Here is a 16,613-nt window from a genome sequence, read left to right as displayed (position 1 = left end):
TCGGTCCGGCTTGCCACACTGGGTCCATGAGCACGACGCCGCACTCCCCCGCCGCCCCGACCGAAAGCGCCGCGCTGCACGAGGAGGCCCTCGAGTCGCTGCGCGCGCTGACCGGGCGGGAGGACGCCCGCTTCCATCCCGGTCAGTTCGAGGCGATCCAGGCGCTGGTCGCCGAGCGGCGCCGCGTGCTGGTCGTCCAGCGCACCGGCTGGGGGAAGTCCGCGGTGTACTTCCTCTCCGCGCTGCTGCAGCGGCGGCGCGGGGCGGGGCCGGCGCTGATCATCTCCCCGCTGATCGCGCTGATGCGCGACCAGGTCGCGGCCGCGCGACGGGCCGGGGTGCGGGCCGAGGCGATCAGCTCCGCGAACCCCACCGAGTGGCGCGACATCGAGGAGGGTCTCGCGGCCGACGAGATCGACGTGCTGCTGGTCTCCCCCGAGCGCCTGGTGAATCCCCGCTTCCGCGAGGAGCAGCTGCCGCGCCTGGTGGACCGCTGCGGACTGCTGGTGATCGACGAGGCCCACTGCATCTCCGACTGGGGCCACGACTTCCGCCCCGACTACCGCCGGCTGCGAGACCTCGTCGCCGAGCTCGGCTCCGAGGTGCCCGTCCTCGCCACCACCGCGACGGCGAACTCGCGCGTGGTCGCCGACGTCGCCGAGCAGCTCGGCACCGGCGGGGCCGACGGGGAGGTGCTGACCCTGCGCGGTTCGCTCACCAGGGAGTCGCTGCGGCTGGGATCGATGAGCCTCGCCGATGACCGCCAGCGCCTGGACTACCTGGTGCGGCACCTGGACGCCTTCGAGGGGTCCGGGATCATCTACGCCCTGACCGTCTCCGCCGCGGAGGATCTCGCCTCCCTGCTGGACCGGCCCGGCAGGCGGGTGCGCGCCTACACGGGCCGCACCGATCCGGAGGAGCGGGCCGAGCTCGAGCAGGCGCTGAAGGACAACGAGGTCAAGGCCCTCGCGGCGACCAGCGCGCTGGGGATGGGCTTCGACAAGCCGGACCTCGGCTTCGTGATCCACCTCGGCGCGCCCTCCTCCCCCGTCGCCTATTACCAGCAGGTGGGCCGTGCGGGCCGTGCGACCGACCGGGCGGACGTGCTGCTGCTGCCGGGGAAGGAGGACCGAGCGATCTGGGAGTACTTCGCGACCGCCTCGATGCCCACCCAGGAGTCCGCCTCACAGGTCCTCACCGCGCTCGCGGAATCGGGGGCGCCGCTGAGCACCCCGGCGCTCGAGGCGCGGGTGGACGTGCGCCGCAGCGCCCTCGAGCTGCTGCTGAAGGTGCTCGCCGTCGACGGCGCGGTCCAGAACGTCAAGGGCGGCTGGGTCTCCACCGGCGCGCCCTGGCACTACGACGCCGAGCGCTACGAGACCGTCGCCCGCGCCCGCCGCGAGGAGCAGCAGGCGATGCTCGAGTACGAGGCGCTCTCCGGCGGGCCCGAGCAGTGCCGGATGGTGTTCCTCGCCCGTCAGCTCGACGACACGACCGCCGTGCCCTGCGGTCGCTGCGACGTCTGCGCGGGGCCCTGGTACCCGGCGCCGGACGCGCCGGCCACCAGCACGGGCGAGGGCGGCGCCGAGGACGGAGCCGACGAGCGCGTCGCGGCGCTGCTGGAGCGGGTCGGCGTGCCGGTCGAGCCGCGGGCGAGCTGGCCCTCGGGCCTGGACCGGCTGCTCGGCGCGGGGGCGCCGAAGGGCAGGATCCCCGAGGGCGAGCGCGCCGCGGAGGGCCGGGTCATCGCGCGCATGTCGGACCTCGGCTGGGCAGTGCCGCTGCGGGAGCTGCTGCGCACCGACGAGGACGGCCGGCCCGTCGACGCAGTCGTGCCCGAACGGATCGGCGGGAGGATCGTCGAGGTGCTGAAGGACTGGGACTGGGACCAGCGCCCCGCCGCGGTGGTCGCCGTCCCCTCGACCACGCGGCCGCAGCTCGTCGGTTCGCTCGCCGCGGGGATCGCCTCGATCGGACGGCTCGAGGACCTCGGCGCCCTCGACCTCTCCCCCGACGCTGCACCGCTGCGCGGCGGCGGGAACAGCGCCTTCCGCGTCGCGGACCTCTGGGAGCGCTTCGCCGTGGGTGCCGAGCTGCGGGCCCGGCTCGACGCCCTGGACGGTGCGCCGATCCTGCTGGTCGACGACGTGATCGACACCCGCTGGACGATGGCGGTCGCCGCCCGGCTGCTGCGCCGCGCCGGCTCCGGGCCGGTGCTGCCGCTGGCGCTCGCGCAGCAGGCGTGAGGGAGGGCAGGACTCCCCCACGGCGGAGAGCATCAGCCCTCGGCGGGCCCGTCCTCGGCGGTCCCGCCCTCGGCCTCCTCCGGCAGGGCGACGGCGTCCGGGCCGCCCTCGAGGAGGGCCACGAAGCCTGCCTCGTCGAGGATGCGCAGGCCCAGGTCGCGGGCCTTGGTCTCCTTGGAGCCGGCGTTCTCGCCGACCACCACGAAGTCGGTCTTCTTCGAGACCGAGCCGGAGGCCTTCCCGCCGCGAGTGATGATCGCCTCCTTCGCGCCGTCGCGGGTGAAGCCGTCGAGCCCTCCGGTGACCACCACGGTGAGGCCCTCGAGGGTCTTCACGAAGCCCTCCTCGACCTCGTCGGCCATTCGCACGCCGGAGGCGGCCCAGCCGTCGACGATCTCGCGGTGCCAGTCCGTCTCGAACCACTCCACCACGGCCTCGGCGATGATCTGACCGACCCCGTCGGTCTCGGCGAGCTGCTCGACGCTCGCCTCGCGGATCGCGTCCATCGTGCCGTAGGCGGTGGCGAGCGAGCGCGCGGCGGCCGGGCCGACGTGCCGGATCGACAGCGCCACCAGCACCCGCCACAGCGGCTGGTCCTTCGCCTTCTCGAGCTCCGCGATCAGCTCCTCGGTGGTCTTCAGCGCCGCGGGCTCCTTGACCTGCTTCCAGGCGTTCTCGCGCTTGTAGTGGCGGAACTGGGGGCGGGTCCAGAAGGCGGGCTGGATGCGCCAGTCCCCCGTCGGCACGCCGTCACGCCGCTCCGGCTGCCACACGAATACGTCGGCGAGCGCGTCGGCGGTGAGGTCGAAGAGGTCCGCGCCGGTGTCGATCACGGGCTCCTGCACGGCGGGCAGCAGCGGGTCGTCCACCGAGGTGATGCGCAGCAGCGGCACCCCGTCGGTGCCCTGGACCACGTCGCCGTTCTTGACGACCGCGAAGGCGTCGAGCTCCGTGTCGGAGACGCCGCGGATCGGGAGGTAGACCGCGTGGCCCTCGGCAAGCGCCGCGAGCGCCTCGGGGCGGCGCTTGTCCGGGTCGGTCAGCGCGATCGCGCTCTCCTCGCCGAGCGACTCGATGTCGAAGGCGCCGCGGGAGGCGGCGTGCTCGACCCGGCCGGTGACCTGGGCGGGGCAGTTGCGGCGGTTCGGGCAGCGCCAGTCCTTGTCCCCCTCCTTCTCGGGTCGGATCTCGGTGCCGCAGGCGGGGCACTCCGTCGGCATGACGAAGGGGCGCTCGGTGCCGTCGCGCAGCGACTCGACCGGGCCGAGGATCTCGGGGATCACGTCCCCGGCCTTGCGCAGCACGATCGTGTCGCCGATCAGCACGCCCTTGCGCTCCACCTCGAACTGGTTGTGCAACGTGGCCAGTTCGACGGTGGAGCCCGCGACCGTGACCGGCTCCATGACCCCGAACGGGGTGACTCGGCCGGTGCGCCCCACGTTCACCTGGATGTCCAGCAGCTTGGTGGTGACCTCCTCGGGCGGGAACTTCACCGCGGTCGCCCAGCGCGGGGCGCGGGAGGTGGAGCCCAGCGCCCGCTGCTGCGCGAAGGAGTCCACCTTGACGACGATGCCGTCGATCTCGTGCTCGAGGTCGTGGCGGTGCTCCCCGTGGTGCTCGACGTAGGCGGCGACCTCGTCGACCGTGTCGGCGACGCCGAGGTGAGCGCTGGTGGGCAGGCCCCAGGACTTCAGCAGCTCGTACATCTCGGACTGGGAGCCGACCGGCGGATCCGGCCAGGCGCCGAGGCCGTGGACGGTCAGGCGCAGCGAGGACAGGCGCGCCTCCCCGGCCTCGCGCTCGAGGCCCTCCTTCTTCTCCAGCTGCTGGCGCAGGCCGCCCGCGGCGGTGTTGCGAGGGTTGGCGAAGGTGGGGAAGCGGCGGGTCGCGGCGAGCATCTCGCGGTCCTCGTCGAAGGCGCGGGTGCCGGTGGTGCTGCGCGCCTCCCAGCGGGCGCGGGACTCGGCCACGGCGCGCTCGCGCAGCTCGACCTGCAGGTCGTTCAGCGCCGCGAAGGCCTTGGTGGGCATGAACACCTCCCCGCGCACCTCCACCAACGGCGGATGCCCCTCCCCCTCGAGCGTCTGCGGGATCCCCTCGATGCGCAGCGCGTTGGCGGTGACGTCCTCGCCGGTGCGGCCGTCGCCGCGGGTCGCGGCAGTGACGAGCTCGCCGTTCTCGTAGCGGAGGTTGATCGCGAGCCCGTCGATCTTCAGCTCGTTCAGGAAGCGCACCGGGGCGCTGAGCTCCGCGGCGGCGTGCTCGCACCACTCGCGCAGCTCCTCGAGGGAGAAGACGTTGTCCAGCGACTGCATCCGCTCGGCGTGCACGATCGTGGGCAGGCCCCCAGCCGCTGCGCCGCCGACGGTGCGGGTGGGCGAGTCCTCGGAGGCCAGCTGCGGGTTCTCCTCCTCCAGCGCCCGCAGCTCCTTCTCCAGCGCGTCGTACTCGCCGTCGGCCATGGTCGGGGCGTCGTGCTCGTAGTAGTCCACCCGCGCCTGCTCGATGCGGGCGGTGAGCTCGGCGATGCGCTGCTGCGCATCGGCGGTCTCGTCGGCGGGGCGGGGATCGGGCTCGTTCGTCGTCACGGGGACATTGTCGCGCACGGGGCCGACGTGCGGCGAGGCAGAGAGCGTCAGACCGAGACGCGCTCCGCCCAGGTGGGGGCGATCCGGAGCATCGCCTCGAGCGCGGACTCGTCCAGCAGGGTCGAGCGCTCGGGCTGGGCGGAGGGATCCACCCGGCCGGAGTGCAGGCCGTGGGAGGCGCCGGTGTGCGCGATGACGGTGACGCCCGCGGCATCGGTCTCGGCATGTCCGAGGCGCTTCCAGGTCTCCAGCATCGTCTCGAGCTCGGGGGCGAGGTTCCCGCCGGGGCGGGGGTCGACCACGATCTCGAAGGCACAGCCGTCGTCGGCGGCCTCCGCGATGCCCTCCCAGAGCGCGCGACCCTCGGGAGTGGACAGCGGCGGCAGGCGGCGCGGGGCGATCGCCATGCGCCGGGCGCCCGCCTCGCGGGCCGCCCGCAGCAGCGCGATGTCGGCGCCGACGCCGAGGGTCACGTCGCGGGCGTCCAGGCCGTAGTCCTCCAGCGCCACGTACAGCGAGCGCCACAGCACCGCGATCTCGGGAGCAGGGAGCGGGTCGTAGCGCCGGCGGCCCGAGGGCGTGGGGATGCGGCCCTGATGGATCGCGGCGACCGCGTCCTCGCGCACCAGCACGTGCTGGTGGCCGCCGGGCACGCGCTCGCGCAGCTCGGTGAGGTGGTCCACGAGCCCCTCGGCCAGCAGCATCGGCAGGTCGCGCACCGCGCCGGGATCGGCGAGGGTCCGCTCCCCGGACTGCAGGAAGGTGGCCCCGGCGAGGGTCGCGGGCCCGAGGGTCGTGGCCATCACCGTGCCCTCGTAGCCGAGCCAGGCGATCCGGGCCGCGTCCAGCACCCGGGCCCGCAGCTCGCGGGCGTGCTGCCAGGCCAGCCCCGTCCCGGCGCCGAGCCGCCAGCCGTAGCTGACCAGGTCGCCGGTGGTCTCGGCGAGCAGCGCGAGGGTCGCGGGCAGCAGGTGGTCGGTCTCGTCCAGGCCGAGCGCGGAGGGCAGATAGAGCCGGGTCGCGATCTGCTCCTCGAGGTCGTCGCCCAGCAGGGCGCGCAGGCGCAGCAGCGCGGCGAGGTGCGGATCGTCGGGCAGATCGAGGCGCTGGGCCTCGTCCGCGGTCGGGGCGCGGAAGGTGCCGTCACCGGTGAGGGTGAGCAGGGGGCTCATGGGCGACGCTCCAGGGTGGCGGCGGCGAGCACGCGGTCGCCGTCGTAGAGGACGAGGGTCTGGCCGGGCGCGACGCCGCGCACCGGGGTGTCGAGGGCGACGCGCAGCAGGCCGTCGGCCGTGCCGCCGCTCGCGGGTGTCGTCGCCGCGGCAGGGGCCTCGAGGATCCTTCCGGGCAGCGCCTCGCCGTGGGCGCGGATCTGCGCGGTGACGGCGCGGCCGGCCTCGAGCGGCTCGAAGGCGATCAGGTCGGTGGCGACCAGCTCGCGGCGGGAGAGCAGCTCGGCCGCGCCGATCACCACCTGCCGGGAGGCGGGGTCGATGTCGACCACGTAGCGGGGTGCGCCGTCGGCGGCGGGCTGCTGGATCCCCAGGCCCCGGCGCTGGCCGACGGTGAAGCCGTGGGTGCCGCGATGGGTGCCGAGCACCGTGCCGCCTGTGTCGACGACCTCCCCGGGCGCCTCGCCGAGGTGCCGCTCGAGGAAACCGCGGGTGTCGCCGTCGGCGACGAAGCAGATGTCGTAGCTGTCGGGCTTGGTGGAGACGCCGAGCCCGCGCTTGCGCGCCTCGGCGCGGACGGCCTCCTTGGTCTCGTCCTCGCCGAGCGGGAAGAGGGAGCGTCGGGCCGCCTCCGGGCCCATCACGGCCAGGACGTAGGACTGGTCCTTGGCCTGGTTGCGGGAGCGGTGCAGGGAGGGGGCACCGCCGGGGCCGTCGGCGCGGATCGAGGCGTAGTGCCCGGTGCACACCGCGTCGAAGCCCAGCGCCGTGGCCCGCTCGAGGAGGGAGGCGAACTTGATCCGCTCGTTGCAGCGCACGCACGGGTTGGGGGTGCGGCCGGCTGCGTACTCGGTGAGGAAGTCCTCCACGACCAGGTCGTGGAAGTCGTCGGAGAGATCCCAGACGTAGTAGGGGATGCCGATCCTCTCGGCGGCGACGCGCGCGTCGGAGGCGTCCTCGACGGTGCAGCAGCCGCGGGAGCCGGTGCGGGTCTGGTCGCGGCTCTTCGACAGCGCCATGTGCACGCCGACCACCTCATGGCCGGCCTCGGCGGCCCGTGCGGCCGCCACGGCGGAGTCCACGCCGCCGCTCATCGCCGCGAGCACCTTCATGGTGCGTCCTCCTCCGTGGTGCGTCCCTGCCCGCCCCTGCGGGCGCATCCCCACGAGTCTACGGAGCCGGGGCCCCTCCCCCAGAGCCCTGGGGACGTGAGATGCGCCCCGTGCTCAGCGGCGCAGGGAGCCGACGGCGCGGGCCCGCTGGAGCGCCTCCGGCAGCGCGGCCAGCAGCAGCTCGACGTCGCGCTCGGTGCTCGTCCAACCCAGCGACAGCCGCAGCGCGCCGCGGGAGTCCTCGTCGGAGACGCCCATCGCGGCGAGGACGGGGCTGGCCTGGGTGACCCCGGCCGAGCAGGCCGAGCCCGCGGAGGAGTCGATCCCGCGCTCGTCCAGCAGGAACAGCAGCGCATCGCTGTCCGCGCCGGGCAGCACGAGATGCAGGATGTGTCCGGACTGCGGGGAGTCCTCCGGGAGGGTGAAGCGGACCGACGGGTCGATCTCCGCGATCCCGCGGCGCAGGCGCGCGGAGAGCTGCCGCACCTCGGCGGAGCGCTGCTCCCGCTCCCCGAGCGCCTCCTCGAGCGCGGCGGCGAAGGCCGCGGCCTGGGCGGCGTCGAGGGTACCGGAGCGGACCCCGCGCTGCTGGCCGCCGCCGGTGCTGGTGGGGGCGAAGGGAACGCCCGGCCGCGCCACGAGCACGCCGACGCCGACGGGGGCGCCGATCTTGTGCCCGGACAGGGACATCAGGTCCACGTCCTCGGGGCCGGGCAGAGCCACGTGCCCGGCGGCCTGGACCGCATCGGTGTGCAGGAGGGTGCCGTGGGCGCGGGCCGCCTCGGCGAGCGCGGCGATGTCCTGGACGGCGCCGGTCTCGTTGTTCACGAGCGCGGCACTGAGCACGCCGACACGGGAGTCGGCCAGCGCCTGCTCGACCCCGTCGGGCCGCAGCACGCCGCGGGGGTCGACGGGCAGCTCCCGCACCTCCAGCGCCTCGGATCCGCCTGCGAGAGCGCGCGCGGTGGCGAGCACGGCGGGGTGGTCGGTCGCGGCGACGGCGATCGCGGTGCGGGCCGGGTCCTTCGCCCGCACGCCCAGCGGCGCGCCGCGCAGCGCGAGATTGTCCGCCTCGGTGCCGCCGGAGGTCATGATCAGCCAGCTGCGGGGCACGCCGAGCAGCTCCGCGATGCGGCTCAGCGCGGTATCGAGCACGCCGCGGGCGCGTCGGCCCGCGGTGTGGACCGAGGAGGGGTTGCCCCAGGCGGTCGAGGCCTCGAGGAAGGCGTCCCGGGCGGCGGGGCGCAGGACCGTGGTCGCGGCGTGGTCGAGATAGGCGCGCTCCCCAGCCGTCCCCTGCTGCTGCGCGCTCGTCGCGTCGGCGGTCACCAGGGACGCTCCGGGTCCTGCGGGGAGCCGCCGGTCTCGTCGCCGCCGTCGCCGCCCTGGGCGTCACGGTTGCGCTGCTCGACCTCGTCGTCCTTGCTGTCCTCCTCGGAGGAGCCGTCGGTGGGCTTCTCCTCCTCGGGGCCGTCGCCCTCGGGGTCGTCCTGCTTCGGCTCGCCGGGGTCCTGCTGCTGCGGGGTGTCGCCCTGGTCCTCGCCCTCGCCGCCCTGCTCCTCACCGCGGGCGTCGGGATCGTTGCCGGCCTCCTCGTCGGCGCCGCGGCGCTTCTCCTCGACCCGCTCGCCGTTCTCCTCGGTGGTCTCGGAGTCCTCGTTGCCGGTGCCCTCGCCGGTGCCCTCGCCGCCACCGCCGCCCTGACTCTCGCCCTCGCCGCCGCCTCCGCCGCCGGCGCAGGGAGCGAGCAGCTCCTCGGCCTCGAAGAGCCGGTCGGCACGCGCCTGGGGGTCCTCGATCAGGTCGGCCTGGCGCTCGATGGAGAGCGCGAGGTTGTTGAGGATCTTGCACTGGGCGTGCATCGGGGAGTTCAGGTCGCTGTGGGAGTTCCACTCCTCCAGCGCGATCCGCAGCTCGGCCTCCGCGGCCGCGTCCTCCCCCTGCTGGAGGAGGGCCGTGCCCTCGGAGAGGTGCGGGAGATAGGGCTCGAACCAGTTGGCGACCTGCACCGGGGCGAGGCGCTCGATCGCGGCCGGGTAGTCCTGCTCCCCGTAGGCGTCCAGGTGGGTGGCCTGCGTGATCGGCATCGAGACGAACTTCAGCGCCAGCAGGGCCAGGGCCAGGATCGGCAGGGCGAGGATCGCGAACACGATGATCCGCACCTTCCGCAGCCGGGCCCGGTTCAGCCCGAAGTCCTTCGCACTGCCGCGGGTGTCCTGCGCGAGCGCGGGCGGCCGGGACCCGGCGGGGGCCGGCGTCGCGGGGCGCGGGTCGAGGGACGTGCTCATCGCTGTGCTCCTCGGATGTCGTGGCGGTCCAGCCGGCGCGGGAGCCGGTAGGTCATCTCCCCCAGCTCCCAGATCAGCAGGGCCGTCAGCGGGATCGAGGCGAGCCAGTACCAGTCGTCGAAGCTCGCCACGCCGCGGGTGGACTCCGTCGGGACCGGGCGCAGGGTGATGCCGTCCATGGTGCCCTCGATCGGGGCCTCGGGGTCGGTGCGGTGCAGATACGGCACGCCGAGCTCGCCCGCGATGGTCTGCAGCTGCTGCTCGTCGATCGTGGAGATGCCGGGCTGCCCATCGGTGCCGGTGATGTACTCGCCGTGGTCCTCGCCGCCCTGGATCTTCATCGGCCCGCCCTCGGCCGTGCCGTAGCCGAGCACGCCGCCGCCGTCGACGAAGCCGGCCGCCTGCGAGAAGGACTCCGACTCCTGCTCGTCGGTGTTCTCGCCGTCGGAGAGGAAGTACACCAGCACGGACGAGTCGGGGTCCTCGCGCTTCGCGTCGGAGATCTCCCTCAGCAGGGACGGCAGCGGCCGGTCCACGTTGGAGCCGGTCGAATAGGCGGTGGGCTCGGTGGTCAGGGTGTCGATCCAGGCTTTCGCGGCGCCCGCGTCGGTGGTCAGCGGGAGCTGCTCGGTGGCGGTGGAGTCGAAGGCGATGATCGAGTAGCGGGCGCCCTCGGTCATGGACATCACCTGCTGCATGTCCTGCTTCACGCCCTCCAGGCGCGGCTGCTCGCCGGCGTAGTCCTCGGCGTTCATCGAGCCGGTGCGGTCCACGACGAAGAACACGTTCGCGTTCATGCGCTGGGTCTGCTCCCCCTCGATCGGGGTGACCGGACGCAGCGCGACCACGAGCAGCAGCAGCACCATCAGGGTGCGCCGCGCCCAGGCACCGCGCTGGCGGGGACGGCGCACGAGCATCACCGTGCACAGCACCAGCATCGCCCCGAACAGCGGGATGATCGCCCACAGGGGCATCAGCATCTGAAGGTGCATCAGCGCGACCTCCAGCCCAGCACGAGGATCCCCACCAGGGACAGGAAGGTCAGGGTGAAGCCGATCGCGGGATGGTCGGTGCGCACCACGGACGGCTCCGCCCCGAGCACCTCGGCCTGGTTCTTCTGGATCTCGCCGATGATCGAGGGGATCGCCTGGGGGTCGGAGGACTCGTACAGCTCGCCGTCCTGGTCCTCGGTCGCCGTCTGCAGCTCCTCGAAGCAGCCGGGGCCGCACTCGTAGGCGCCGGGATAGAAGGTGTACAGGTCGATCTCGCGGTCGGCGACGCGCTGGGTCGCCTCCTGCAGGGTGAACACCGGCTCGCCGTTGACCTCGTTGTCGGTCGCGAAGATGATCGAGCGCGACCGGTCCTGCTCCGCCTGGTCGAAGACCTGCGCGCAGGACGCGAGCCCGTCGGGCACGATCGAGGCCTCGTCGGGGATGCCCTTGGTGCCCTCGACGAACTCGACGTACTGGCGCACCTTCTCCTCGGGATAGTCCTTGTTCCCGAGCCGGTAGCCGAACTCGTCGAAGTCGATCGCCTCCGCGCCCTCACGCAGCTCGCGCTCGATCAGGTCGTAGTCGTTGGTCAGCGGGAAGACGGTGCGGCTGGTCGAGTTGAAGATCGTCAGCGCCACCCGCTCCCCCTCGAAGGAGTCGACCATCTCCGCGAAGGTGGAGAGGATTTCGGTGTCGTACTCGTACATCGAGCCGGACACGTCCAGGCACAGCACGATGTCGCGGCTGGCGAACTCGGGCGTCTCGATCCGCTCGCTCGCGATCCGGCCCGAGAGCAGCGAGGCGGCGAGCACCGCGAGCACGGCGATGCCGACCTGGGCGGCGCGCACCACGCGGGCGGCCCGTTGGGCCCGGGCGAAGCTCGGGATCCGGTCCATGTACTGCGAGTTCGCGACCAGCACCGGGGAGCGCCGCAGGGAGCGACGGTTCCAGAACGTGATCGCCCAGACCACGATCGCGGCCAGCAGCAGCAGGGCGGTGACCCACCAGAAGGTCATGACCATTCCCGGATCACCTCCCGTGCGCGCCGCACCGACTCCTGCAGCTCGCGGTCCGAGGCCAGGGCGAAGTCGGGCTCGTAGAGATCCGCGATCAGCTCGCCGACGGCGCGGGTGCGCGCATCGGCGCGCAGCGTGGCGAGGTCCTGGCTGGTGACGTCGTGGCCGGTGGTGCGCTTCACGAAGCGGCGCATGACGCCGGTGAGCTCGTGGTGGCCCTCGCGGGCGCCGAGCTCCTCGGCCTCGTGCCGGTCGGCGAGCTCGTTCACGGCGCGCAGGAACTCGGCCTTCAGCGACTCGAGGTCGCTGGGGCGGGAGCGGTAGGCGATCCGCTTCTCGATCGCGCGGGTGATCTTCAGCGTCCCCACGATCAGGGCGATGATCACCAGCACGCACAGCACCGCGAGGATCACCCAGGCGATCGAGTACTGGGGCGGGTCGATGATCTCGCCGGGCGCGGGCTCGGCGAGCAGGCGCGCCGCGGGGAGCAGCAGCGGGTCAGGCACGGGCATGGCGGTACTCCCGGGCGCGCAGCATCGCGATCATGTCGTCCACGACCGTGGTCTCGCCGCGCGTGAGCAGGTGGCTGACGTGGAGGCGGTCGAGCATCTCGGTGATGCCCTCGCTGCGGGCGCGGCGGTAGGCGGCCACGTCCCGGGCGACCTTCGCCGAGGTGCGCGCCATGGACGCGATCTCGCGCGGGGCGTCGACGTCGACCACGTCGTGGTCGAGCTCCTCGCCCTGCAGCGGGTCCGCATCGGCGATGCGGATCACCAGCAGGTCGTGGCGGGTGGTCAGGCGGCGCAGCAGCGTGAAGTCCTCCACGGAGGGATGGGCCTCGTCGGTGATCAGGGTCATCAGCGTCGAGCGGGTGGTGACGCGGAAGGCGCGCTCGAGCAGCCAGGCGCTGTCCGCGCTCGGGGACGCCGTGGTGGTGCCCTGCTGGATGGTGCGCAGCAGAAGCTCGAGATGGCCGTCGCTGGAGCGGGAGGGCAGCTGGAGCGGCGAGGACTCGCTGCCGCCGACCAGGCCGACCAGGTCACCGCTCTTCTGGGCCAGGAAGCACACCATCCCGGCGGCGAGGATCATCGCGTCCCGCTTGGAGGAGCCGTCGGCCGCCGTCGCCGCCATCGACGAGGAGGTGTCCGCGACGATCGAGAGGTGCCGCACCCGCTCCTCGTTGAACTGGCGGATCAGCGGCTCGCCGGAGCGGGCCGTGGCCTTCCAGTCGATGTCGGAGATCTTGTCCCCGGGCTGGTAGTACTTCAGGTCGTCGAAGTCCTCGCCGCTGCCCTTGAACAGCGAACGGCCGCGGCCCTGGACGAGGCCGCGCGCCCGGTTCGAGGTGTGCAGGTCCACCCGGGCCTTGACCCGGGTGAGGAGCGAGGTCGCCATCGCGGTCCCTTCGTGCGCGGCCGGTCAGGGCATCGGCACGGCGTGGAACACCGCGTCGATGATCTGCTCGGGCTTGATGCCGCTGGCGAGCGCGTCGAAGGTCAGCACGAGGCGGTGGCGCAGCACGCCGTAGCGCATGGCGCGGACGTCGTCGGGGGTGACGTAGTCACGGCCGTGCAGCAGGGCGTGCGCCTGCCCCACCCGCATCAGCGCGAGGGAGCCGCGGGGGCTCGCGCCGACGCGCACCGACTGGGTGAGGTTCGGGACCGGGCGGGGGCCGGAGCCGCGCGTGGTGAAGACCAGGTCGATGATGTACCGCTTCACGGCGGGGTCGACGTAGACCTGGTCGACCATCTGCTGCAGGAAGCGGACGTCCTCGAGGGTGACGGTGCCGACGGCCTCGCGGGGGCCGGTGAGGCTGCCGGCGGTGGAGCGGTCGAGGATCTCGTGCTCCTCGGCGGGGCGCGGGTAGGTGAGGATCTCCTTCATCAGGAAGCGGTCCATCTGCGCCTCGGGGAGGACGTAGGTGCCCTCCTCCTCGATCGGGTTCTGGGTCGCCAGCACCATGAACGGCTCGGGCAGGCGGTACACCTCGCCGCCGATGGAGGTCTGCCGCTCCTGCATCGCCTCGAGCATCGCCGACTGCGTCTTGGCGCTGGAGCGGTTGATCTCGTCCAGCAGCACCACGTTCGCGTGGACCGGCCCGAGCTGGGTGGTGAAGGTGCCCGAGCCGTAGTTGAAGATCTGGGTGCCGATGATGTCGTTGGGCATCAGGTCGGGGGTGCACTGGATGCGGGCGAAGGAGCCCGTGATCGAGGAGGCCAGCGCGCTCGCGGCGGTGGTCTTCGCCAGGCCCGGCACCGACTCCAGCAGCACGTGCCCGCCGGCGGCCAGCGCGGTCAGCAGCGACAGGCGCAGGTTCTCCTGGCCCACCACGCGCGACTGGAACACCTTCGTGATCGTCGAGACGATCGCGCCGCTGCGCTCGAGATCGCCGGGGGAGATCGCGCGGGCGGCGGGAGCGAAGCCGCCGGGCCGTCGCGCAGGGGCGCCGTGGCCCTGGACCGCCTGGCCCTGGACGCCCTGAGGCGGGGCGCCCGGTCCGGAGGCGCTCGGTCCTGAGGCGCTCGGGGCCGAGCTCTGCGGCGCGGGGCGGGCGGGCGGCGCCGGGGGGCGCGCCGAGGACCCGGGCTGCTGGGTGGGTGGAATGCTCATGCGCTGCGGATCCCCCGTCATGCGATCGATTCGTGCCATCGGTGCTGGTGACCGCCGTGCAGAGGTCCGGAGGCGCTCCGGCCCCTCCCCCGAGGCGGCCGGACGCCGAGGCGCCCGCGGCCCAGCCGGCGGCGCCTCCCCGTCGGCGACGGGGCCGCACCACCGCACCGATCCTAGCGGTCCGACGGCACCGGGCGGGGACGCCGACCACCGACGCGCCCGCCCCGGAGGGGATCCGCCGCGCACGGGATCAGCCCTCCGCCCGGGAGACCCCGCCCACGCCGAGTGGGACGGCGGAGGCCGGTTTGGGACACTGGGCCCGTGCCTGCAGACCGCTTCGACCGCGCGACCCCGCCAGTCGCCCCCACCTCCCCCGGCCTCGTCGTCGACGAGCAGGGACGGGGCACCTTCGCCGTCGCCGCCCCCCGCGCCCGAGCGGTGGACCTGTGCCTCCGCCAGGGCGCCGCCGAGCACCGCCAGAGGCTGCGCCACTACGACGGGGGCCTGCACTGGGACCACGTCACCGGCATGACCCCCGGCACCCGCTACGGGCTGCGGGTCGACGGCCCGTGGGACCCCGGCAGCGGGATGCTCGCCAATCCGCGCAAGCTGCTGCTGGATCCCTGGGCGCGCGGGGTCTCGCACTCCTCCCCTCTGCTGAGCGCCTTCTTCCCCTTCGAGGTCGACGCGATGCTGGACCGCCGGGACGAGGTCCCCCGGCGCAGCGAGGTCGACAGCGGCGACTCCGCCGTGTGGTCCGTGGTGGTCGACGACGCCTTCGACTGGCAGGACGACCTGCGGCCGATGGTCGACTGGGGCGCGACCGTGCTCTACGAGCTGCACGTCAAGGGCTTCACCCGGCTGCACCCGGAGCTGCCTCCGGAGCAGCGCGGCACCTATGCCGGGCTCGGCCACCCCGCCGTCACCGGCTACCTGCGGGACCTGGGCGTGACCAGCATCGAGCTGCTCCCGATCCACGCCGCGATGGACGAGCCGCACCTGACCCGGCTGGGGCTGACGAACTACTGGGGCTACTCGACCATGTCGTACTTCGCCCCCGAGCCCTCCCTCGCCACCGCCGCCGCCCAGCAGGCCGGCGCCCAGGCGGTGCTCGAGGAGGTCAAGACCATGGTGCGCCGCCTGCACGAGGCCGGCTTCGAGGTGATCCTCGACGTGGTCTACAACCACACCGCCGAGGGCGGCGGCGACGGCCCCTCCCTCTCGCTGCGCGGCCTGGACAACCTCGAGTACTACTGGACCGACCACGGCGTCCCCCAGGACGTCACCGGCACCGGCGGCACCCTCGACCCCCGCTCCGTGCACACGATGGACCTGGTCCTCGCCTCCCTGCGCTACTGGGTGCAGGAGGTGCACGTGGATGGGTTCCGCTTCGACCTCGCCACCACGCTCGGCCGCGACGACCGCGGCTTCCGCGCCGACCACCCGCTGCTGCGCGCGATCGTCACCGACCCCGTGCTGCGGGACGTGAAGCTCATCGCCGAGCCGTGGGACGTGGGCACCGGCGGCTGGCAGACGGGGAACTTCCCCGCCCCCTTCGCCGAGTGGAACGACGCCTTCCGCGAGGACGTGCGCGCCTTCTGGCTGGCCGACCGCGCCGCTCGGGAGCGCACCGGGGAGCCGGGGATCGGCGGGGTCCGCGACCTCGCCACGCGCCTGGCCGGCTCCTCGGACATGTTCACCCGCCAGGACCCGCCGGGCCTGCCCGAGGGGCGCAGCCTGCGCGCCCCCTGGGCCTCGATCAACTACGTCACCGCCCACGACGGCTTCACCCTGCGCGACCTCACCGCCTACGAGTCCAAGCACAACGAGGCCAACGGCGAGGACAACCGCGACGGCACCTCGGACAACCGCTCCTTCCACCACGGGCACGAGGGCGAGCTCCCGCCCGGCGACCCGCGCCGCGAGGAGATCGAGGCCACCCGCCGGCGCACCGCCCGCAGCGTGCTGGCCACGCTGCTGCTGGCGTCGGGCACCCCGATGCTCACCGCGGGCGACGAGCGGGGCCGCACCCAGCGCGGCAACAACAACGCCTACTGCCAGGACAACGAGATCTCCTGGGTCGACTGGCGCCGCACCGCGGCGGCGGAGAGGCTGCGCGCGACCGTGGTGCGCCTGCTGCAGCTGCGCGGCGAGCACCCCCAGCTGCGGGCCCCGCACTTCCTGCGCCCGGCGGACCCGGAGCAACTCGAAGCCGGACAGATCGCCTGGTTCGACGAGACCGGGGCGCCGATGGCGCACGAGGAGTGGATGGACCCCGCCCGACACGTGCTGGTCATGCTGCGTCCGGCGGTCCACGGCCGCGAGGGCGCCGAGCACCTGCTGGTGATCCTCTCCGGCGCCGCGGAGGCGACCGAGGTGCGCCTGCCGGAGGCCCCCTGGCCGCAGGGCGCGGCGAAGGTGCTGCTGGACACGGCGCTGGAGTCCCCCGAGGACCTGCCGCCCGGACCGGTCGGTGACCGCACGGTCACCGTCGCGCCCGGCGGCGTCGTGGTGCTCGGCATCGCTCCCTGAGTCACGCCGCCCCTCCCCGAGCGGCTATCGTGAGGTCAGTCACCGCGATCGTCGCAG

At 73.6% G+C, this 16,613-nt stretch carries 12 protein-coding genes; 2 read left to right on the top strand and 10 right to left on the bottom strand.

Annotation, left to right across the window (positions count from 1 at the left end):
• The first annotated feature begins 26 nt into the window (after window positions 1-26).
• Entirely contained in the window at window positions 27-2,246 is a 2,220-nt protein-coding gene (locus tag A4A78_RS14045) for a RecQ family ATP-dependent DNA helicase (protein ID WP_062950344.1), read from the top strand.
• A gap of 32 nt (window positions 2,247-2,278) precedes the next feature.
• On the opposite strand, the gene A4A78_RS14040 is transcribed toward A4A78_RS14045, so the two are convergent.
• The 10 genes from A4A78_RS14040 to A4A78_RS13995 form a co-directional block, all read right to left on the bottom strand.
• Window positions 2,279-4,834 (bottom strand): NAD-dependent DNA ligase LigA, encoded by a 2,556-nt coding sequence (locus tag A4A78_RS14040; RefSeq protein ID WP_062950341.1) that lies wholly within the window; start codon window positions 4,832-4,834, stop codon window positions 2,279-2,281.
• Window positions 4,835-4,881: 47 nt separating this feature from the next.
• The gene (locus A4A78_RS14035; RefSeq protein ID WP_062950339.1) at window positions 4,882-6,006 is read right to left on the bottom strand and encodes a hypothetical protein; all 1,125 of its coding nucleotides are present in this window, start codon (window positions 6,004-6,006) and stop codon (window positions 4,882-4,884) included.
• Entirely contained in the window at window positions 6,003-7,118 is a 1,116-nt protein-coding gene (gene mnmA, locus A4A78_RS14030) for a tRNA 2-thiouridine(34) synthase MnmA (RefSeq protein WP_062950337.1), read from the bottom strand. The genes A4A78_RS14035 and mnmA overlap by 4 nt, the downstream gene beginning before the upstream one ends.
• A gap of 114 nt (window positions 7,119-7,232) precedes the next feature.
• Entirely contained in the window at window positions 7,233-8,447 is a 1,215-nt protein-coding gene (locus tag A4A78_RS14025) for a cysteine desulfurase family protein (protein WP_062950335.1), read from the bottom strand.
• Window positions 8,444-9,406, bottom strand: a complete 963-nt coding sequence (locus A4A78_RS14020; protein WP_062950333.1) for a hypothetical protein — start codon at window positions 9,404-9,406, stop codon at window positions 8,444-8,446. Before A4A78_RS14020 ends, A4A78_RS14025 begins: the two co-directional genes overlap by 4 nt.
• The gene (locus A4A78_RS14015) at window positions 9,403-10,398 is read right to left on the bottom strand and encodes a VWA domain-containing protein (RefSeq protein ID WP_062950331.1); all 996 of its coding nucleotides are present in this window, start codon (window positions 10,396-10,398) and stop codon (window positions 9,403-9,405) included. Before A4A78_RS14015 ends, A4A78_RS14020 begins: the two co-directional genes overlap by 4 nt.
• Window positions 10,398-11,420, bottom strand: coding sequence for a VWA domain-containing protein (locus A4A78_RS14010; RefSeq protein ID WP_062950330.1), 1,023 nt, complete (start codon window positions 11,418-11,420; stop codon window positions 10,398-10,400). The genes A4A78_RS14015 and A4A78_RS14010 overlap by 1 nt, the downstream gene beginning before the upstream one ends.
• The gene (locus A4A78_RS14005) at window positions 11,411-11,926 is read right to left on the bottom strand and encodes a hypothetical protein (RefSeq protein ID WP_062950329.1); all 516 of its coding nucleotides are present in this window, start codon (window positions 11,924-11,926) and stop codon (window positions 11,411-11,413) included. The genes A4A78_RS14010 and A4A78_RS14005 overlap by 10 nt, the downstream gene beginning before the upstream one ends.
• Complete coding sequence (locus A4A78_RS14000) at window positions 11,913-12,809, bottom strand: DUF58 domain-containing protein (protein WP_062950328.1); 897 nt, start codon at window positions 12,807-12,809, stop codon at window positions 11,913-11,915. The genes A4A78_RS14005 and A4A78_RS14000 overlap by 14 nt, the downstream gene beginning before the upstream one ends.
• Before the next feature lie 24 nt (window positions 12,810-12,833).
• Complete coding sequence (locus A4A78_RS13995) at window positions 12,834-14,024, bottom strand: MoxR family ATPase (protein WP_231881059.1); 1,191 nt, start codon at window positions 14,022-14,024, stop codon at window positions 12,834-12,836.
• A gap of 321 nt (window positions 14,025-14,345) precedes the next feature.
• Here A4A78_RS13995 and glgX point away from each other — a divergent pair, with 321 nt between their 5' ends.
• The gene (gene glgX, locus A4A78_RS13990) at window positions 14,346-16,556 is read left to right on the top strand and encodes a glycogen debranching protein GlgX (RefSeq protein ID WP_062950325.1); all 2,211 of its coding nucleotides are present in this window, start codon (window positions 14,346-14,348) and stop codon (window positions 16,554-16,556) included.
• The last annotated feature ends 57 nt before the right edge of the window (window positions 16,557-16,613 follow it).

The organism is Brachybacterium sp. sponge (genome assembly GCF_001613775.1).
Classification (GTDB): Bacteria; Actinomycetota; Actinomycetes; order Actinomycetales; family Dermabacteraceae; genus Brachybacterium; species Brachybacterium conglomeratum.
Note: the sequence above shows the minus strand (reverse complement) of the source record. Positions and strands in the feature narration are given on the sequence as shown.